Annotated in this window: 23 protein-coding genes and 2 tRNA genes; 5 read left to right on the top strand and 20 right to left on the bottom strand. The window is 50.4% G+C overall.

What is annotated here, in order from left to right:
* Positions 1-34: 34 nt before the first annotated feature.
* Positions 35-1,021, bottom strand: coding sequence for a 4-demethylwyosine synthase TYW1 (twy1, locus tag E3E32_RS06550; protein WP_167731562.1), 987 nt, complete (start codon positions 1,019-1,021; stop codon positions 35-37).
* Positions 1,022-1,153: 132 nt separating this feature from the next.
* Here twy1 and E3E32_RS10175 point away from each other — a divergent pair, with 132 nt between their 5' ends.
* Entirely contained in the window at positions 1,154-1,288 is a 135-nt protein-coding gene (locus E3E32_RS10175) for a hypothetical protein (RefSeq protein ID WP_255453211.1), read from the top strand.
* Here the strand turns inward: E3E32_RS10175 and E3E32_RS06545 are convergent.
* On the bottom strand, positions 1,285-1,866 hold the full coding sequence (locus tag E3E32_RS06545) for a HemK2/MTQ2 family protein methyltransferase (protein ID WP_167731066.1): 582 nt from the start codon (positions 1,864-1,866) through the stop codon (positions 1,285-1,287). The genes E3E32_RS10175 and E3E32_RS06545 overlap by 4 nt on opposite strands.
* A 258-nt stretch (positions 1,867-2,124) precedes the next feature.
* Here E3E32_RS06545 and E3E32_RS06540 point away from each other — a divergent pair, with 258 nt between their 5' ends.
* Positions 2,125-3,405 carry a S8 family peptidase gene (locus tag E3E32_RS06540; RefSeq protein WP_167731065.1) on the top strand — a complete coding sequence of 427 codons (1,281 nt, stop codon included), beginning with the start codon at positions 2,125-2,127 and terminating at the stop codon, positions 3,403-3,405.
* 304 nt (positions 3,406-3,709) lie between these two features.
* Positions 3,710-4,990, top strand: a complete 1,281-nt coding sequence (locus tag E3E32_RS06535) for a S8 family peptidase (RefSeq protein WP_167731064.1) — start codon at positions 3,710-3,712, stop codon at positions 4,988-4,990.
* A gap of 107 nt (positions 4,991-5,097) precedes the next feature.
* On the opposite strand, the gene E3E32_RS06530 is transcribed toward E3E32_RS06535, so the two are convergent.
* The 16 genes from E3E32_RS06530 to E3E32_RS06455 all read right to left on the bottom strand — a co-directional run bounded on the left by E3E32_RS06530 (position 5,098) and on the right by E3E32_RS06455 (position 14,754).
* Complete coding sequence (locus tag E3E32_RS06530) at positions 5,098-5,253, bottom strand: 30S ribosomal protein S27ae (protein ID WP_012572872.1); 156 nt, start codon at positions 5,251-5,253, stop codon at positions 5,098-5,100.
* A 2-nt stretch (positions 5,254-5,255) separates the two neighbouring features.
* The gene (locus E3E32_RS06525; protein ID WP_012572873.1) at positions 5,256-5,552 is read right to left on the bottom strand and encodes a 30S ribosomal protein S24e; all 297 of its coding nucleotides are present in this window, start codon (positions 5,550-5,552) and stop codon (positions 5,256-5,258) included.
* Positions 5,542-6,075 (bottom strand): GTP-dependent dephospho-CoA kinase, encoded by a 534-nt coding sequence (locus E3E32_RS06520; protein ID WP_167731063.1) that lies wholly within the window; start codon positions 6,073-6,075, stop codon positions 5,542-5,544. The genes E3E32_RS06525 and E3E32_RS06520 overlap by 11 nt, the downstream gene beginning before the upstream one ends.
* Complete coding sequence (gene spt4 / locus E3E32_RS06515) at positions 6,075-6,260, bottom strand: transcription elongation factor subunit Spt4 (RefSeq protein WP_012572875.1); 186 nt, start codon at positions 6,258-6,260, stop codon at positions 6,075-6,077. The genes E3E32_RS06520 and spt4 overlap by 1 nt, the downstream gene beginning before the upstream one ends.
* Entirely contained in the window at positions 6,257-6,823 is a 567-nt protein-coding gene (locus tag E3E32_RS06510) for a DNA-directed RNA polymerase (RefSeq protein WP_012572876.1), read from the bottom strand. The genes spt4 and E3E32_RS06510 overlap by 4 nt, the downstream gene beginning before the upstream one ends.
* Before the next feature lie 39 nt (positions 6,824-6,862).
* Positions 6,863-7,399 carry an inorganic diphosphatase gene (locus tag E3E32_RS06505; RefSeq protein WP_167711930.1) on the bottom strand — a complete coding sequence of 179 codons (537 nt, stop codon included), beginning with the start codon at positions 7,397-7,399 and terminating at the stop codon, positions 6,863-6,865.
* 111 nt (positions 7,400-7,510) lie between these two features.
* The gene (locus E3E32_RS06500) at positions 7,511-8,533 is read right to left on the bottom strand and encodes a DUF5305 family protein (protein WP_167731561.1); all 1,023 of its coding nucleotides are present in this window, start codon (positions 8,531-8,533) and stop codon (positions 7,511-7,513) included.
* Between the two features lie 307 nt (positions 8,534-8,840).
* On the bottom strand, positions 8,841-9,734 hold the full coding sequence (locus E3E32_RS06495) for a hypothetical protein (RefSeq protein WP_167731062.1): 894 nt from the start codon (positions 9,732-9,734) through the stop codon (positions 8,841-8,843).
* The gene (locus E3E32_RS06490) at positions 9,731-10,795 is read right to left on the bottom strand and encodes a signal peptidase I (RefSeq protein WP_167731061.1); all 1,065 of its coding nucleotides are present in this window, start codon (positions 10,793-10,795) and stop codon (positions 9,731-9,733) included. Before E3E32_RS06490 ends, E3E32_RS06495 begins: the two co-directional genes overlap by 4 nt.
* Positions 10,792-11,301 (bottom strand): DUF1102 domain-containing protein, encoded by a 510-nt coding sequence (locus tag E3E32_RS06485; RefSeq protein ID WP_167731060.1) that lies wholly within the window; start codon positions 11,299-11,301, stop codon positions 10,792-10,794. Before E3E32_RS06485 ends, E3E32_RS06490 begins: the two co-directional genes overlap by 4 nt.
* Before the next feature lie 58 nt (positions 11,302-11,359).
* Positions 11,360-11,896 carry a DUF1102 domain-containing protein gene (locus E3E32_RS06480; protein WP_167731059.1) on the bottom strand — a complete coding sequence of 179 codons (537 nt, stop codon included), beginning with the start codon at positions 11,894-11,896 and terminating at the stop codon, positions 11,360-11,362.
* A gap of 1 nt (position 11,897) precedes the next feature.
* Complete coding sequence (locus E3E32_RS06475) at positions 11,898-12,533, bottom strand: DUF1102 domain-containing protein (RefSeq protein WP_167731560.1); 636 nt, start codon at positions 12,531-12,533, stop codon at positions 11,898-11,900.
* Positions 12,534-12,715: 182 nt separating this feature from the next.
* Entirely contained in the window at positions 12,716-13,150 is a 435-nt protein-coding gene (locus E3E32_RS06470) for a hypothetical protein (RefSeq protein ID WP_167731058.1), read from the bottom strand.
* 4 nt (positions 13,151-13,154) lie between these two features.
* Positions 13,155-13,370 (bottom strand): hypothetical protein, encoded by a 216-nt coding sequence (locus E3E32_RS06465; protein ID WP_167731057.1) that lies wholly within the window; start codon positions 13,368-13,370, stop codon positions 13,155-13,157.
* A 403-nt stretch (positions 13,371-13,773) separates the two neighbouring features.
* Positions 13,774-13,849, bottom strand: a tRNA-Gln gene (locus tag E3E32_RS06460).
* An 827-nt stretch (positions 13,850-14,676) separates the two neighbouring features.
* Positions 14,677-14,754 (bottom strand) — tRNA-Pro (locus E3E32_RS06455).
* Positions 14,755-14,833: 79 nt separating this feature from the next.
* On the opposite strand from E3E32_RS06455, the gene E3E32_RS06450 reads away from it, so the two are divergent.
* Together E3E32_RS06450 and E3E32_RS06445 are read left to right on the top strand one after the other, a co-directional pair.
* Positions 14,834-15,892 (top strand): glycosyltransferase, encoded by a 1,059-nt coding sequence (locus tag E3E32_RS06450; RefSeq protein WP_167731559.1) that lies wholly within the window; start codon positions 14,834-14,836, stop codon positions 15,890-15,892.
* Positions 15,893-15,956: 64 nt separating this feature from the next.
* Positions 15,957-17,645: a DUF4910 domain-containing protein gene (locus E3E32_RS06445; protein WP_167731056.1), complete on the top strand. Its 1,689-nt coding sequence runs from the start codon at positions 15,957-15,959 to the stop codon at positions 17,643-17,645.
* On the opposite strand, the gene E3E32_RS06440 is transcribed toward E3E32_RS06445, so the two are convergent.
* Together E3E32_RS06440 and E3E32_RS06435 are read right to left on the bottom strand one after the other, a co-directional pair.
* The gene (locus tag E3E32_RS06440; RefSeq protein WP_167731055.1) at positions 17,642-17,983 is read right to left on the bottom strand and encodes a transcriptional regulator; all 342 of its coding nucleotides are present in this window, start codon (positions 17,981-17,983) and stop codon (positions 17,642-17,644) included. The genes E3E32_RS06445 and E3E32_RS06440 overlap by 4 nt on opposite strands.
* Before the next feature lie 69 nt (positions 17,984-18,052).
* Positions 18,053-18,703, bottom strand: a complete 651-nt coding sequence (locus E3E32_RS06435) for a metallophosphoesterase (RefSeq protein WP_167731054.1) — start codon at positions 18,701-18,703, stop codon at positions 18,053-18,055.
* Positions 18,704-18,940: the final 237 nt, after the last annotated feature.

The following is an 18,940-nucleotide window of genomic DNA, read 5'->3' as shown; positions in this document are numbered from 1 at the left end:
AATAAACTTTTTCCATAAAAAGGGGAGAGAAAGCTCAGTGCTTTATGAAGCGTTCCGTTTTGTCCACATCGTCGCGCATTATCAGAACGACACGGCTCGGTTCGTACTCGTCCTCGATGTGGTAGCCGGGCAGGTGCTTGACGAGCTCCTCTGCGAAGGCCTTGATTTCTTCATGGCGCGGCATGTTGTTTATCGTGAGTCTGTTCCTCGAGAAGCCGACGAACATGTAGGCTTTGGCCTCGACGAACATTGGTTTGGCCTTCATTATGAGCTTTGCGTAGCCCTCTGGATTGTGCATGTTCTCGTCCTTGACGAGCGTGAGTCTTATCACCGTCCTCGTTGGCAGACCGTTCATGAGCTCGAGGGTTCTTGTTATTTTCTCCCAGCCGTCGGGAATCATTGGGACATTGACGCGGTTGTAGGTCTCTATGTCTGGAGCGGTGAGCGAGACGTAGAGCTGGGTCGGAAGCTTGTCCTCCTTAATCATCTCTTCGAGTCTCTCCGGAGCGGTTCCGTTTGTGACTATGAAGGTGGTGAATCCACGCTTGTGGAACTCCTCAACTAGGTCGCCCATGTATGGATAGAGCATCGGCTCACCGGAGAGGCTTATGGCGGCGTGCTTCGGATTCCAGGCCTCCTCGAACTTCTTCATGTTTATTCCAGGCATGCCCTTGTAGCCGACGAGGAGCTTGCGCTGGGCCTTTATGCTCTCCTCGACTATGAAAGCCGGGTCGTCCCAGGGCCCAGGAAGCTCGGTTCCAAGGAAGCCCTCCATGGGGCGCCAGCAGAATATGCAGTTGTGGCTGCACCATGCAGTAACCGGCGTCATCTGCAGACAGCGGTGGGAGTGTATTCCGTAGAACTTCTGCTTGTAGCAGAACCTGTCGTGCTTTATGCTCTCCTTGAGCCAGTGGCAGAGCTTGACTGAGCTGTGTCTGCCCACGAGAGCGTAATGCTGCTTTTTAAACAGTCTCGCAATCTCGCCCGGCATGTTTGGATTGGACTTGAACGTTATCGCCATTAGTCTCACCTAACTCCACTTCAGACACCCTTTTAAAAAGGTGTTGGGAACAAAGCTGTCCCATATTTTATCGTCGAAAAACTCTTCGTCAATCGGGGAAAAGTTTAAAAGGAAAAGTTCGAGGTTAAGCCCATGTTCGAGCGGGTAAAACCGATTCCAATGCTCAAAAAGGAGGAGTTCGAGATCTTTCCCGAGGAAGAGCCAGAGATCGAGAACAAGCCAAAGGTTAAGTTCCTGTTTGAAGTTAAACGTCACCATTTGGCTTAATCCTCAAGCAGGGCGTTTATCAGGACTATGTCCTCAAAGAAGACATGATTCTTAGCGGCTATTTCTCCCTTTAGGCCAACTTCTTTCAGCCTCTTGAGAGTCTCTTTTATTCCTGTTATGGAGCTCTGAACTATTTGAACGATTCCACCGGGCTTTAGATAATCGGCAACTTCGTCTATGAACCTGTCGAGGACTTCCCTTCCGGTTTCTCCCCCCACCAGCGCGAGATCTATCGGCTCCTCGGGTTCGCCGGGCAGATACGGCGCGTTGAAGGTGATGACGTCAAACTCCCCATCAACCCCCTCGAAGAGGTTGCTCTGGATGAACTCAACGTTTTCAATGCCGTTGAGCTTCGCATTTTCCCTTGCCAGCTTAATGGCGAGGGGATTTACGTCAACGCCGAGGACGTACTCTGCCTTCCTCGCCATCAGAAGTGCTATTATGCCTGTCCCGGTGCCCATGTCAAGGGCAACGTCGCCACGTTTAACCGCTAGGTTCTCGGCTAAGAGGAACGTGTCCTCCGCTGGTTCGTAGACCTGGGGATGAAGTCTGAGCTTTAACCCCTTGTAATATAGCATGAAAGTAGATGTGTCTCAACCTTTTTGTGTTTAACGCTGTGTCTTTTTGACTTTTGGTGAATATTTTCCGAAGATATTTCGAACATCTTGGAAAGATTCTTGTGTTTTGTATACTTGTCAACGTATTGTCCTGTTAGAAATGCCACATGACAGAACTTTCTTGCATTTGATGACGATTTGCCATATGTAACCTACGAAAGACTTAAGTATGTGTGCCTTTATGTAGGGGTGCATAAAATCGTACTGGGGTGTTGTTGAATGAACAGGAAAGTGACTATAGGTAGTTTAATGGCCCTGTTGCTTCTGGCGGCAATCTTTGCCGTCCCCGCTGTCGCTGAGAAGCCAGAGACTATCAGGGTTGTCGCACACATAGACAGGGGCCACTTCAAGGCCGATGCCGTCAAAGGAATCGGGGGTAAAATCGTCTACGAGTTCAAGCTGATCGATGCCGTTGTCATTGATATCCCAGCTAATGCCGTCGGCAAGCTGGCTAAGCTCGACGGCGTTACCAAGGTCGAGTACGACCACATGGCTCAGGTTTACAGGGGCGGTCCGCCGTGGCTCATCAGCCAACCGACTCAGCCTGCTCAGACGGTTCCGTGGGGAATTGAGCGTGTTCAGGCTCCAACCGTCTGGGGTATAACCGACGGCTCCAGCAATGGCGTCATTGAGGTTGCAGTCCTCGACACCGGAGCCGACTGGGACCACCCGGACATTGCCGCTAACATCGTTTGGGGAATTAGTACCCTTGGTGGTGTTGTCAGCACGGATCCTGCTGACTGGTACGACGGAAATGGACACGGAACCCACGTTATAGGAACCATAGCGGCCCTTAACAACGACATTGGTGTCGTCGGAGTTGCTCCGAACGTTGAGATCTACGCCATCAAGGTTCTTGATGACAGGGGAAGCGGAACCTACACTGACATAGCCATTGGTATCGAACAGGCCGTTCTCGGTCCGGACGGAGTGCTCGACGCTGACGGCGATGGAATAGTCGTTGGCGACCCGGATGACGACGCTGCCGAGGTCATAAGCATGTCCCTCGGTGGTCCGAGCGACGATGCTTACCTCCACGACATGATAATCCAGGCCTACAACTACGGCGTTGTCATCGTTGCCGCCAGTGGCAACGAGGCTGCTGACCAGCCGAGCTATCCGGCTATCTATCCGGAGGTCATCGCCGTCGGCGCCACCGACTCGACCGATGCTATAGCCTACTTCAGCAACCTCCAGCCCGAGGTCAGCGCTCCGGGTGTTGACATTCTCAGTACTTATCCGGACGACACCTATGAGACCCTCAGTGGAACCTCGATGGCCACTCCGCACGTCAGCGGTGTCGTTGCCCTCATCCAGGCTGCATACTACAACGCCTACGGCAAGGTTCTTCCAGTCGGAACCTTTGATGATATGACTACCAACACCATCAGGGGAATCCTCCACGTTACGGCCGATGACCTTGGCGACCCCGGCTGGGACATCTACTACGGTTATGGAATAGTGAGGGCTGACCTGGCTGTCCAGGCGGCCCTTGGTTGATTCTCTTATTTTTCACTACTTTTCACTTTTGAGATAACACATATGTAGAATTAAGATTGAGATTTGAGGTCTTTGTAATTGCTAATTGGAATACGTTGGCTCCAACTTTTCTGTGTTTAACGCTCGTTCTCTTGATTTTGTGCATATTTTGGTACCCATTACAACGTTTAATCTTTGTGTACTCGTCGATGTATTGACAATGATATTCCACGTTCTGTGGCGTTGTGTCATGTTAGTTCTAGAAAGATTTAAGTATGCATTTTATTAGGTATTGTTGAACTAATATGTGCTGGGGTGGTGCTGTATGGTCAGTAAGCATGCGATCAGCGCGCTGCTCCTTGCCCTGCTGGTCTTGTCGCTACTCCCGGTTCCGGCAACCGCGGAGAAGCCTGAGATGATCAGGGTGGTAGTGCACATTGATAAGGCCCAGTTCAAGCCGAACGAAGTCCTTGGAATTGGTGGCCACGTTATCTACCAGTTCAAGCTCATAGATGCCGCAGTTGTTGAGATACCCTCAACTGCGGTGGGCAAACTTAGGAAGCTACCTGGAGTCAAAATGGTTGAGTTCGACCACCAAGCGGTTCTCCTAGGGAAGCCCCCGGGAGTCGGAAAGCCTGGGAGTACCCAGCCTGCTCAGACGGTTCCGTGGGGAATTGAGCGTGTTCAGGCTCCAACCGTCTGGAGTATAACCGACGGCTCCAGCAACGGCGTCATTGAGGTTGCGATTCTCGATACTGGAATAGACTATGACCATCCAGATCTTGCGGCTAATCTGGCTTGGGGCGTTAGCACCTTGAGGGGCAAAGTTTCTACAAAGCCGAGAGACTACTACGACCAGAATGGACACGGAACCCACGTCGCAGGAACCATAGCGGCCCTTAACAACGACATTGGAGTCGTTGGAGTCGCTCCGAACGTTGAGATTTATGCGATTAGGGTTCTCGATGCCAGTGGTAGGGGTTCTTATACTGATATCGCCATGGGCATTGAGCAGGCCCTCCTTGGTCCCGATGGAGTCCTCGACGCTGACGGCGATGGAATAGTCGTTGGCGACCCGGATGACGATGCTGCCGAGGTCATAAGCATGTCCCTCGGCGGGTCCGCCGACGACCAGTACCTCCACGATATTATAATCCAAGCCTACAACTACGGTGTCGTCATCGTTGCCGCCAGCGGCAATGAGGGCGCATCCAGTCCCAGCTATCCGGCAGCTTATCCAGAGGTTATAGCCGTCGGTGCAAGCGACATCAACGACCAGATTGCCTACTTCAGCAACCTCCAGCCCGAGGTTAGCGCTCCTGGCGTTGATGTGCTCAGCACTTACCCGGACGATTCCTACGAGACCCTCAGCGGTACAAGCATGGCTACTCCGCATGTCAGTGGTGTCGTCGCTCTCATCCAGGCTGCCTACTACAACAAGTACGGCAAGGTTCTCCCAGTTGGAACCTTCGATGACATGAGCACCAGCACTGTCAGAGGAATCCTGCATAGCACTGCTGATGATCTCGGTGAAGCTGGTTGGGACATCTACTACGGTTATGGAATAGTCAGAGCTGACCTGGCTGTTCAGGTTGCTCTCAGCTGATTTTCTTTTTATTTCTCTGCTTTGATAGTCTGAGCAAGGTTTTCTTAACTGGAACAGAAGCCTGAGTTGTTCTCAAGAAACGTTCGAGGGATTAGAAGAAAAAGAAATCACTTCCTCTTCCATTCGGTGTAGCCGCACCTTCCGCAGCTCCAGCGGTCCTTGTGCTCGGCCATGAAGACACCCGGACCACAGCGCGGGCAGAACTTGTTCTTCCTCTTGACCTTACCGCCCTGAACCTCATAGAGCTTCCACTTCTGTCCCATTTTCACTCCTCCTCCTTGGTTATTATTCCGTCCCTAACAAGGATGTATTCGGGCTCTATGTAGAGCATCCTCTCCTTGCTCTCATAAGCCTTAGCGTAACCCTTGCTGACCCTGCTACCGAAGTAGGACTTTATGTACTGGAGGACGGTAGTCTCGGGGTCGAGGTCGAGCATGGCGACGAGCTTGCCCTTGACGTCCTTCCTGCTCGGGGTTGGCTCACCCTCGTGAATGACGTCGAAGTATATCTCCTTTCTTCCGAGGAGCTTGTTCTCCTTAATCTCGGTAACCTTAATCTCCATCGCGAACCACCTCCATCTTAGACATGAGCTTCCCGCACTTGAGCTTGCATTCGGGTGTTACCTTTATAAGCACTACTCCCTCGTCGGGCTGGCCGTAGAGCACCACCGAGCCCTCGGGGGCGTAGAGCACGGCCGGAATCGCCGCGAGGTCTTCCTCCCCGCACACCTTTATGTAAACCTTTCTGCCCCTCTCGGCCAGTCCAAATCCCTTTTTGATTGCGTTTAATAAAGCTTTCGTTATTGTTCCGGGCGGATTCTGCACGGTCATTATGACCGCATCGCTCTCAATGTCCGGACTGTATTCCTGCCTTTTAGTTTTATGATCGTAGATGGCCAGGCTCGGCTTTATCCCGAGCCTGAGGACGTTTTCTGTAACAACGTCGCCGACGGTGACGACGTGCCTGGCCCTTTCAAGCTCCTCCCTAATCCTGAGGTATGGCTTAGGTATCTCCCCCCGGATGAGCTTCCCGAGGGGATCCTTTAACTCCTTCCTGAGCTCGGGGGTTAGCTTGAAGTGGAACATCATCTAACCCTTATGGCGTACTTTCCTGGGACTTTGACGCCCAGCTTCTGGGCTATTTTCGACTTCTCGGGTTCAGTGATTATGACAAGGTCGAACCACTCGTCGCTCAGATCCCTGCTGCCGCAGACAGGGCAGCGGTCTTCCGTGGTTATGTAGTGGCAGTGCCTGCAGGCGCGCTCCTTCATGCCTCTTCAGCCTCCTCCTTGCGCTTCTCCTTAGCTATCCAGTCGGACTTGCCAAGGCCGGGCTGGCGCATGGTGAGGCCTATCTTATTCTCCCTGATAACGCGGCTCTTAATGCTTATCGCTATAATTCTCGCTTTGACCTCGTCTCCAAGCTTGAGGATTCTCTTGGTCTCCTTACCGAGGAACTGCTTGTTCTTCTCGTCGAAGACTACGTAATCGTCCATAAGCTGTGAGATGTGAACGAGACCGTCCATCGGACCGATCCTTATGAAGGCTCCGTAGGGAGCGACGTCTATAACCTCTCCCTCAACAACCTCGTGCATCTCGGGCTTCCAGACGAGGACGTCGAAGACAACCTCGTGGTAGGTTGCGCCATCGCCGGGAACGACGACACCCTGGCTTATCTCTTCAACGTCCATGACGGCTAAAATAACCCCTTCATCCCTGTCGTAGATACCCTCGTAAGTTTCCCTGAGGACTATCTTTGCCGCCTCCTTGGGATCCATGGTGAACATCCGGGGGGGAATCCTTACAACATCCTTAATCTTCAGGAGCTTGTACATGCCTTTACCTCCTTGGTGAAGGAAATAAGAGGAAAGAAATCACTCCTTCTTACCGAACTTCTCTTTGTACATCTCGATGGCCCTGAGGATTTCCCTCTTGGCCTCCTCGGCGTTGCCCCAGCCTTCAACGGTGGTGACTTTGCCCTGGAGCTCCTTGTACCTCTGGAAGAAGTGGGCTATCTCGTCAAGGAAGGCCTTCGGAACGTCGTCGATGTCCTTCCAGTCGTTGAAGTACGGGTCCTCGACGGGAACGGCGAGAACCTTCCAGTCCTTGTCTCCGCTGTCCTCCATCTTCATGATGCCTATCGGCCTAGCCTCGACGATGGTGAGCGGGTAGACCGGCTCGCGCATGATGACCATTATGTCGAAGGGGTCGCCGTCGTCGTACCAGGTCTGCGGGATGATTCCGTAGTCAACCGGGTAGAAGAACGGGCTGTAGAGCACTCTATCAAGCTTGAGAAGGCCGGTCTTCTTGTCGAGCTCGTACTTGTTCCTGCTTCCCTTCGGAATTTCTATAAGAGCGTAAACGACCTCTGGAACCTCCGGTCCGGGCTCAAGCTCGTGGAACGGGTTCATCCTTACCACCTCTTACTCCTTGTAGAACTTCTAGGTTAGGCTTTCGGATAGGGCTTTTAAAGTTGTTGGTTGTGAAACCGAGAAAAAAGCAGTGGGGAGAAGGAAAGGGCTTCAGTTGCCCTTCTTCTCCTCTTTGGGCAGGGGTTTCCTGTACTCGTAGGAGATGCCGTCGTCTATTATTGCGTAGACCTCTTCCTCACCATCTATATAGTGCAGTATCGGCTTGTCCAGCAGCTCGAACGTCGTCTCCAGGTCCTTGGGAGTCCTCAGGACGATATTTTTTTGAACCGTTCCGGGTGAACCCTTAACGATGTACGGCCGTATCTTTGCCATCTCGTCTTTGGGTGCTCTGGCAGTGTAAACGTATCCGAGCAGTGGAACGAGCATCAGCAGTGCCAGTACTGTGGTAACGGTCTTCGCCGTTCCAACGTTGCTCGTTATTCCCAGAACGCTGGCACTGGCTTCTTCCCTAACCGTTTCGGTCAGGGTTCTCTTCTCCGCCTTGCTCGCCTCTGTGAAGTAGTACAGCCCCGCGGTGGGGTCCTTAATGAGCTCCACTTCGTGGTTGAAGCTCTCCTTTATCTCCTTCCCATAGACCGTTCCTATGCCTGTGACATTCGCAGTTATCGTAACCCTCTTCTTCAGCCTCTTTATACCCAACTCCTCGGATATTCGGGCGCTCATGTCGTCCAGCTCTTCCATGTTCAGCACGTACTCAATGGTGAATCCTCCGTCCTGAAGCTGGCCTTTCTCGTCGAAGAGTGTTTCGTCCCACAGGACGACCTTTTCGTTCCCCTTGTTAACGTAGTACTCAACCGTTCCGGTAACACGATAAGTTCCGCTACTCAGTGCCGGCTGTGAGCTGTAGGTGTACCTCAGCAAAAACCTGTCAACCAGTGATATTGGATAGTTATCCATGGTAACTAGGTAGCCGTAGAGCTCGTTGGGCTCTAAATAAGCAGCGTGTTTAAGAGTTCCCTCCGCCTCGTAATTACCAAGGTTTTCAGTGCTCACCACGTATGGGTGTGCGCTCATGAGCTTTACGGAGTAAAACCCAAAAATGAGGAACAGCACTAGGAACACGCCCAGCACTTCCTTCCTCATAACAAATCCTAGTATTTTTTCCTTCTTCATCTTCACAATCTCCTCATCAAACTGTATTCAAATCAAATTCAACTCCATTTCCGCCATCACAACAGTTGCAACAGCACGAGTAAACCACAAGGATGTCTATGGAGTCTTCCCCTCATCCATCCGCATTCCTCGACTTATGGTGAGTGGTGAGCTGATGAGCTCGACCGCCATCTCGTGGCAATGGTGGACGGATATACCATCCGTGTGCTTATGCAGGGTCAAGTAGACGGTTTCTCCACCTTCAAGATGGACGCTCAAGATTACGAGTGTCCCTCTATCGAGCATCGGAGTCAGCGTTACGCTGCCATCAGTCGTCGCCTCCACACTCTGCTGTGACAGTTATTCCATCACTCGTGATGTCGTAGCCTTTTATCTCTGCACCATCGTTCAGTATGTAATCTCCACAGGAGGTGAATTCTTGAATGCCTGCGGGATTGAGTTTGGTGTAGATGGTAACGTCAAGGTACTCACTTCCATCGGCTTCCACCTTCACATCCCAGTAGATGTGGTGGGAGGCACCGTGCTGAATGACGTAGTAGCTTCCCGTACTCGGCGAGATGTTCTTTATCTCAAATTCTCCAGGAATGACGTCTTTTATCGTCAGGTTCCTTGCCGCTCCTGGACTGGTTACTGTGATGCGGAAAGTCCACTCCTCGTAGGTGTGGGTGGGCACCACTAAATCCCCACTCAGAAGCTCCTTCTCTATCGTCGGACCGCTCGTAATGATGAGCTTTATGGGACAGGTCGATATAATTGCGTCTCCGCCTTCCCAGTGGGCGTACATCGTGATTGGTATGACGTACTCTCCAGGTTCAATATCGCCGACGGTTACGTGGCCGCTGAACGTGTATTCATCTTCCGGGGCTATCATCCTCTCGACGCCGTTTTCTGTTTCTACAAACATGTCAACCTCGCTTGGAAGGTTGGAATAGTCCGGCTGGAGCCATATCCAAACGTCTTTCATTTCGTTCAGGTAGTTCCTGACGGTCAGTGCGTCAAAGTCCGTTTCGCTGTTAACATCTACCTCTACAATGGCGGCGTAATCATCCTCGCACAGAAAACCTATGTATTCTTCTTCGTGGGGTACTACATTGACCCTCACTTCCCTAGTTGCATCAAAACTCACGAACGTTCCACTTGAACCCATGAGAATCAACGACGCTAGAGCAAATGTCAGTATCACTGAGAAAATACTCTTCATCTCTTAAACACCTCCGCGATCCCTCTTAGGGTAGAGTTCCTTCTCTTTCTGATTCTAATTGCCTCCTCGTTCCCTATGCCCGATACCAAGTACAGCATCCCCAGGAATATAGATACCTCGACCAGAATCGCCAGAAGTGGGACCACTGGATGGATGCGGTACAGTGTCCCCATCACAGAAGCGGGCAGAATGGGTAGATAGGCGTTGACTTTGACTTTGGTTGAGTACAATGAGGTCGTCTTGGGAGCCTTGAGGACTACAGCTAGGCTCTGTTCCTCCCCGCTTCCAAGTTTGAACTCCTTATTAGAGACGTTCACCACCGGGACACTTGCGGAGACGTAGTATGCCATCGGATAGAAGTTGTAGTTCTTGACGGTCAGTTCGCGTTGGAACTCTTGACCTGGCAGGTACCAGTCTTCCCTTAATCCCCCCGCTGAAGTTACAGCGTAGTCTACTGAAATTGCCTCCCAGGATATAAAGGTGGAAACGGCTATCATAATAAGTAGAAATGCTGAAGCAAGCAGGTAGGGGGTCTTGAACTTTATAGTGAAGAACTTTTTCCCTTTTCTGTTTTTCGAAGCTTTCCCTCCCGTGAAGGCTATGGCTCCTATGATAATCAGCATCCCACTGATGAGAAGTTTGCTTCCCTCTGTGAGGCCGGTTTCGAGGTAGTTTCCTATCTCTGGGATCGTTATAACTTTTCCATTAACTGTTACAACAGTTCCTCCTATCTTGTTCCGGGTTATAGGGAGAACGCTATGGCTCTGCTGGTCTGTTGCAATGTTGTTATCTCCCTTAGTTATGTATCCATCGTCCGTTATGGCGACGACTCTGTGAACCGTCCATGTGTTTCCGGTCCGAAAGACTATAACATCCCCAACATCGGGGTTGGTAGCGAGAGGATTTATGAAGAAGACGTCACCTTTGTCTATCGTTGGCGTCATGCTGTTTGAATAAGCGTATGACATAAAAACTGGTCTGTCGAAGAGAGCTCCAACGAGAGAACCTATTACCAGAATCCCGATGATGCTGAGGAGAGCGTATTCGGCTAGAGACTTCATCTGCAACTTCCTCCCCACGCCTCAATTGATATCTCATCACTGTAGTCTTCAAGAGGAAGTCCGTGGGTATCGATACTCATTCCGACTCCAATGCTTTCGTTGGCTAGAATGGTCGCCTCAACAACTTCGCTCCAGTTTCCATTAAAGCTCCTTAAGAAGAAGCCTATCTCAGGAGAATTCGAGCTTATTCTCACACATATCTCATTGTAACCTGTCTCACTCTGATTGTTTTCAATCAGGAAAACATCTTCAAAAACGTATATACTGTTAACACTGAGCCCATCTCCCCATCCTGGATAGAATGGATTGTTAGGACTTATATCCACCACAATAATACCATCGCTTGAATACGCATACGGAGGAAGCGGGTTTTCTATTGAGACGTTGTCCCCATCTGGAGTAGCGTAAGCAACGGTTATGGGCTCAGAGGGATACATGCCCTCAAGCCCCATGATCAGGAAAATGATTATTCCAATGCCAACAAAGATATTGGTTATTGTTCTCATTTTCTTCCTCCTAAAAAATATTTAAAAGGAGCAAAGGCTCCAGAAAGAAACTTTACATTCACGATATGTTGTTGCAGGTCCCGGCCTCGGCATAGAACTGTATCTGACCGTCGATGTTGTTACCGGCATCCATATCGGTGCTGTCAATAATCATTCCGATCCTGACAACCTCTCCTGGCATGATGGTTACATCAAAGGTAGTTTCCCCATTTTGGCCGGTGTAGTCGCCCTCAAAGAAGCTAACTCCGCCGCTGCCGCTGTAGGTCAGGTGCATGCATATAGGGGTTCCTTCCCAGAGATCGTTGCTTATGCCAAAAACCTCTTCGAAGATGTAGGTGCTGTTCGGGCTGACGCCCTCACCAAAGCCCTCGTGCCAATTTTCGTTGTTGTGGCTGAGGTCAATCACGAGCATCCCGTTCTCGGTGATGTACGCGTAGGGCTGGATTGGTCTCAAGTCGATGAGCTCGTTGTCGTCAGGGACAACCTGGATGTGTACGTTCCTATCGGCTTCAAAGTAAGCGAAGTTTGCACTGCTGGCTGCAACTGCTATCAGAAGTCCTGCTATCAGTGCGAAAAGTCCTATGATCTTTTTCATTTCAACCACCCTCCGGGTATGGTGCTGTGCACTCTATTGGTGCGTTGTCTGCGGGCCATGCCATGATGGTTATGTCCACATCGTAGCTACCGAGTGTGTTCGGGGCTACAAGCTCCATGCCAACTCCAAGAGCCTCTCCAGGCGCAAGGTAGAAGCAAACGTCTCCAGCAGATGTGTCTGAGTTATAGGGAGTGCTGCCGGTGTTAGTTGAGCGCATGTTCTCGTATGGGTCGTAGAATGATACTTTCCCAGCGTCTGACGAGATGATCCTCACCAGAATAACTTTTCCTTCCCAAAGGTGGTTGCTGACGTTGAACACATGGTCAAAGTTGTATCTTGACTGTGGGCTCAGGCCGATTCCCCTGATGGGAATACCGTTTTTATCAGACCAGTCCGGGTCGTTATGTCCCGGCCAGTTGGGGTTGTTCTCAGAGAAGTCGATAACCAACTGTCCTCCATCGTTGATGTATGCGTAAGGCTGGACTGGGGTCAGATCGATGAGCTCGTTATCGTCGGTTACAACCGCGATATGCGTGCTCCTCTGTGCCCGATAGTCCCTGAAGGTCGCGCTCGTGCCTAAAGCAAAAGCCGCCACGATCATCAGCCCAAGCATACCAAGGGCTAAAATTTTCTTCATGGTTTTTCCTCCAAAACTGTTCAAACATTGGTGTCCCTAGCGAGGGCATCATCGGGGCACTTAATTACTAACTGGGTCTTTCACCTATATAGTAAATTCTTAGTTACCAGGCGGTAACCTCCCATTACCCCCAATGAAACATTGTTTTTGGATTAGAAGAGGCAGGTTATCGCTTCTAACACTCAAAACATCCTCTTGATCTTCCCGCGATGCACGATGCTCATGCCGAGATATACTAGGGCTGCGAGAAGTAGGGGAATGCTGCTCAGGTACCATCCAGTGATTATGAATATTATGGAGGCCCCCATGTAGAAAGTGCTCCAGCTTATGTCGTTCTTCTTGATAAGCTCCATATAAACAGTGACATTGTCCGGAATCTTCAGGAGCGTAATAACTCCACGGTCGAAGGTAACTACTCCATCTCTCTCGAGCTTCGGGAGGTGCGTCTGCACCAGGCTGACGTAAACGCTTTTTCTGTGTCTCCGGTCAGTGTCACCTTCTTTCTCGGCTATGTATTCCACTAAATCTCTGAGCTCAGCCTTTCCGCCCTGTCTCTGAAGGAACTCTATCAGGAGCATCCTCCTGTCGTTCCCCAGTATCATAGCGGTCGTACCCATAGTATCACCTCACGCGGTAGTGCTTTCTCTTGTTTCCATTGGTGTAGAAGGCCTCTACTTTCCTCTGTTCCGTCATCTTTCTGAGCGTTCTCTCCACCTTCTGCCTCGTGCAGAATACTCCTCTCTCATTGAGGAATCTTGTTAGGAACGCTACACTTAGTGAACCGTGAACCTCGAGTAGGCTTAGGATCTCATTCCCAAGGTCGGTAATGCTGTTCATTTTTCCACCTCCATATTAGGCAACTAGTTTGTAACACTATAATGTATATTGTCTCTCATGTTATTTAAACGTTCCTAAAAAGTCTTATTTTCGAATTTTCTCTGCTTTTATGTCTGTTATAGTAAAAAGGGCCATTCATCTTCGAGAAATTGTTAAAGAAAGTCTTTTTTGTTGTTTTTTGAAATGGCGAATTCCTGGATCGCTGGAGAATATTCAATATTTTGATAAAGATTCTATCAGACATAAAAATGACTGTATTTTATCGGATAAGGATCCAAAAGGCCAAATCCCAGAATGCTGAATGCCCGCCACAAAATACGTTTTGTGGTACAACATGCGGGTTGAAGAAGAAACTTTGGAAAGCAGTAAAGGGATGGGGTTCGAGGTCTGGAGCCCAGTTGGATGGTAGCCCCGCGGGGATTCGAACCCCGGTCGCGGGATCCAGAGTCCCGCATGCTTGGCCGCTACACCACGGGGCTGTGCCCGTTGATAGGTTCAGGGCGGGATTTATAAATTTTACCCTTTATAACCTTTGGACGAACAAAGTGCTGACCATAGACTTCCAATAGTCTTATGTTCCTGTTCGGTCTATCTGGGAAGAGTTTGTATGTCTTTCTAAAGTGACAAATCACTGATTGGGTTCTGTTTAGGCTTTGATATTTTCAAGTTGTTTCTATTTCCTTTTGGTACCATTCGGGTGCCGTGTTAGAGCAAAACACTATAAAATGGCCTGTTAACGAATAAACCGCGTGAGAATTGGCAATTTAAAAGAGACATACAAGCTTTGATGGAACTTTGCGCCAGCAAGCTTTTGAAAAAGCCTGGCCAAAAGAGTCCCTTTCTCCCACAAGGAGCGGGAATTAAAGCGTACACTCCGGAAATGCTTATGAATACGTGGTTTAACTCCAAAAACAGGCTCTTGGGAATAGTTTCATTATTTTATTCTGGCGTCCTTTGGACGCCTTGAGAAGAGTAAAACAATACAAGATTGCTGGTTGAAGATTAAACTCCTCTAAAAACGAGCGTTTTAGAATTCTTTTGGAGTGGTGGATTCAGGGATGTGATTATTGTCAGAGCTGCTTTTAATAATAGCGAAATCCATTTATGGGCTCTGGAGCAGGTAATGGACTCTTTATAAAAAGAGCCAGGAGGGCGTCGATAGGAGTTAAACTCAAAGTTAAGGCTTTGATTTGAGGAAGATTTACCTCAATAATCCCCCCGTATTTGAGGTAATCACGACTCTCCAAGGCGCTCATTAAGAAGAGCCACAAACCTAATGAAACTTTTGCTTGACAAAAGTTTCCTATGGTGGGGCCGCCGAGATTTGAACTCGGGTCCCCGGCTCCCGAAGCCGGAAGGATAGGCCAAGCTACCCCACGGCCCCATGCCCGCTGATAAGGGGACTCGCAGGACTTATAAAGTTTACGGAGTAGTTTGGTGTACAGGGTGGAGGAGTGGAGAACATGAAGGTCTCGGTGATAGTACCAACGTACAACGAGTGCGACAACCTTGAGGAGCTCTTCGAGAGAATAAGCAAGGCCCTTGCTGATTACGATTATGAAATTATCGTTGTTGATGACGATTCTCCTGATAAAACCTGGGAATTCGCCCAGAAGCTCGCCGAAAAGTATCCAGTTAAGGTTATCCGCCGGACGAAGGAGAAGGGTCTCTCCTCGGCGGTCATCCGTGGCTTCAAGGAGGCGAACGGCGACGTCTTCGTCGTGATGGACGCCGACCTACAGCATCCGCCGGAGGTGATTCCCCGGCTGCTGGAGGCCATCGAGAACGGCGCGGACATAGTCATAGCCTCCCGCTACGTTAAGGGAGGGGGCGTTAAGAACTGGTACTGGTACAGGAAGCTGATCTCCAAGGGGGCCATAATGATCGGCCGCATTGCTCTGCCGAAGATAAGGGACGTTAAGGATCCCGTGAGCGGCTTCTTCGCCCTCAAAAGGGAAGTCGTCGAAAACGCCCAGCTCAACCCCATCGGCTTCAAGATACTTATGGAGATACTCATCAAGGGGAACTACAAGAAGATTACTGAAGTTCCATTCACCTTCGGCCTCAGACACGCCGGCGAGAGCAAGCTTGGTGGAAAGACAATACTCAATTACCTCAAGCACGTTTACAGGCTCATGAAGTGGGAGGGCGAGCTTGACAGGCTGATCAAGTTCATGATAGTTGGACTCTCGGGCGTTCTCGTGAACCAGGGATTTCTGTGGTTCTTTGTCTCCAAGCTCGGCTGGGACAAGATACTGGCCAACATTCCGGCCACGGAGCTGGCCATACTCAACAACTTTACCTGGAACGACCTCTGGACTTTTAGGGATCTTAAGACGAGACCGCTTTATCTCCGTCTCTTGAGCTTTCACCTGGCAGCGCTGACAGGAGCAGTCGTTCAGTGGATAATTTACGCTGGTCTGGTTCTCCTCGGGATGCACTACCTGCTGGCGAACATGGTCGGCATTGTGGTCTCTTTCATAGTCCGCTTCCTTGTGAACAGGCACGTTACTTGGGGCTGATTCTTTGTTCTTTTCCGGACAACCTTAAATATACCCAGATTTATTCTCCCGTTGGGGGATTAATATGAGACGCTTTCTGAAGGAAACTGAGGTTTTTGACTCGACGAACGTTCTCCACTACATAGCCGAGATAAGCCAGTTCCACAGGATACAGGGCTCGAAGGAGCTCCCCGAGGCAGTGAGGTTCATTAAGGAGGAGCTTAGGATCTGGGGAGTTAACGCCCAGCTCTTTGAGGAGTTTTACGATGGAAAGAGCTGGTATCTAACATTGAAGTCGCCGATAGCCTGGGATTTGGTCTATGGAAAGGTTGAGCTCCTTGGAAAGGTTCTCACGACTTCGGTGAGTCCTCTGGTTGTGATGGCTCACTCCCCAAGCGGAGAGGCAGAGGGGGAAGTGGTTCACATAGTCCGGGAAGAGGACTGGGAAAAAGTGGAGGGAAAGATAGTTCTCGTCGGAAAGGAATGGCGTGAGGCCTACAAAAAGGCCAACGAGACTGGTGCTAGGGCTTTCATAGCTTACCGTGAGGGAACCGGGGATGCAATCCCCTACATTGGCCTTTTCCTCACGAAGGGTGAACTCGAATGGGCAAGGATCCCTGCCGTTGCAGTTTCAGAGAGCCTCGCCAAGAGGGTCATAAACAAACTGAATTCGGGAGAAACAGTTAAAGCGAAAATAGAGGTCGAGACCCAGATAAACGAGCGTCAGGTTCTCCCAATCCTCTACGCCGAGATAGGTAAGCCTCCTTTCATACTCTTCACCGCCCACATCTGTCACCCGAAGCCTGGAGCCAACGACAACGCCAGCGGAAGCGCGATGCTCATAGAGCTCGCGAGGGTTCTGAACGGCCTATACAATGACTCCTTCCGCTTTGGCTTTGCCTTCCTTTGGATACCCGAGTACTACGGAACCCAGGCCTTCATCGAGAAGTACGCCAAGCTTGACAAGTACTATGCTGTCATAAACCTCGATATGGTTGCCGGGAGCGAGGACAGGGCAGGCTCGACGGTGATGCTAGTCAGAACGCCGGCTTCGAGATTTTCTATAGTTTCCGGTGTTCTGGAATACTTCCTCGAGCTGTCCAACGGGGCTGGAAAGAGCTTCTCTGGCAGCCCGATGCCGAGGCTGAAGCTCAAGTCATACCCCTATGAGATGGGCAGTGACCACGACGTCTTCAACTTCTTCGGGATTCCTTCGGTTATGCCTATAACCTGGCCTGACCGCTTCTACCACTCCAGCGAGGATACGGTGGATAAGGTGAGCAAGACGAGCATTGAAGTCATCGGAAGGGCTGTTCTCGCTGCTGCCCTCGCCTTAGCAAAGGCAGAAAAGGAGGAGCTCCAGCGCTTCGCTAGGGGCTATGCCATGAAGTACCTAGGAGAGCTGGGTAGAGACAGAGACACGGAGAGAATAGAGCGGCTTGTCATGACTGGCCTCGCTAGGGATTCGCGCTTCCTCGGGATCGAGAGCGGCCACGAGTTCGAGAGGATGCCGTGGCTCAGGTGGGTCAAGAAGGGAAGAGTATCCAGTGAGCTGATTAAGGAAGTGGATAAGGGGGCCTACGAGGAGTTCAAGGAACTAACCAAGGACAGGAAGATTCTCGTCCACCTCCATGAGCTTCTGATGCTTGGCGAGATTCTGCCGAAGGAAGAATCCTTTGAAGCTTTAGAAGAGGAGTTCGGAGAGGTGGATAGGGAAAAGCTCGAGAAGCTGATCGGTGTGCTCGAAAAAACGGGAGTCATTGAGCTCCTCTAGTTCCTCTGGCCTGAGGAGCTCTTCAGCTCTTTTTCCAGCTCGTTTATTCTCTTTACAAGGTTCTCTTTAATGTGTTCGAGAACCTCACTTGGGGTCACGGCGGTGTAGACGTAGCCGAGCCAGCCCTGCTCTATCAGTCTCCTCCTGAGGATGCCTTTGCGATAAAGGCTCAGTACGTGCTCTCTGACTGAGCGCTCGCTTATGCCCAATTCTCTCTGGATTTCGGTTATCCTCATAGGTTCGCTCTTCTCAAGAAGGAGTCTGTATATCCTCAGCTCCGTCCTCTTGAGCCCCAGTGAGCGCAGCAGCGCCTCGAGCTTCTCATAGACGTCGCTCATTTCACACCACCTGATGTACTTTCATCCTACCTATGAAACATTATCTTCATACACATTAATAAAGCTTGCCTATCTGAAGGGAACCTCGCCCACGTAGATTCCTTCTGGTAGAAAAGCTTTTCCACTCTTGGTGTCTTTCAGGAAGGGCACCATCTTTATACCTTCCCTCACGTCGAAGCCCTCAATGAACGGGTTCACCGAAGGTAGAATGAGGAACCTTCCAACCCTGAGGAAAATCTTGGTTTTCCTAGCTACCCCTCCGGATTTGAAAGTGTATGCGGGATGAATGTGGCCGAGATATGCCTCGCTGAACTCTACCTCCGGCAGATTTGTATGGCCGTGTAGAAGGAGTATATCGTCGGCCAGGATGTGTTCCCTGACCTCAACGTTCGGAAACTTTTCGGCAACTTCCTCTATTCTTCCGTCATGGTTGCCCTTGGTTATAATAGTCGGAATTTCCCTCAGCTCAGAAAAGAAGCCCATTAAGAGTCTTTTCATGGTGAAGCTCATTCCTATTGGCTCCTTAACGTCCCCCAGAAGAACCAGCAGGTCCGGGTCCTTCTCGACTATGAACTGGGCCAGTCTCTCCTCGAAATGCGTCTTTACCCTCAGCCCGCGGGAAAGCTCGAATCCTATATGTGAGTCTGCCATGAGAAGAGTTCTTCCACGTGAAGTTTCAATTTCCAGTGAGAGTCTTTCAAAGGCTTCAAAAGAGTCCATAGCACCACCAAAAAGGAAGCAATAGAAAATGAATGGAAGGGCGTCAGATGAGTCCGCGCTCCTTCCTGCGCTGCCTCTTGAGGCGCCTGATCCTCTTCTTGATCCACTTCCACCTCATCCTTCCCTTCTTCTTCCACTTCCTCGGTCTCCTCTTCATGAGCATCACCCCTGAGCTCTAACTCCACCCTTAGCTCCAGCGGCTCCTTTTTAAGCTTTTCCGTGGGGAAAGGTTAACTC

The organism is Thermococcus sp. GR6, from assembly GCF_012027415.1.
GTDB classification, from domain to species: Archaea; Methanobacteriota_B; Thermococci; order Thermococcales; family Thermococcaceae; genus Thermococcus; species Thermococcus onnurineus.
Note: the sequence above shows the minus strand (reverse complement) of the source record. Positions and strands in the feature narration are given on the sequence as shown.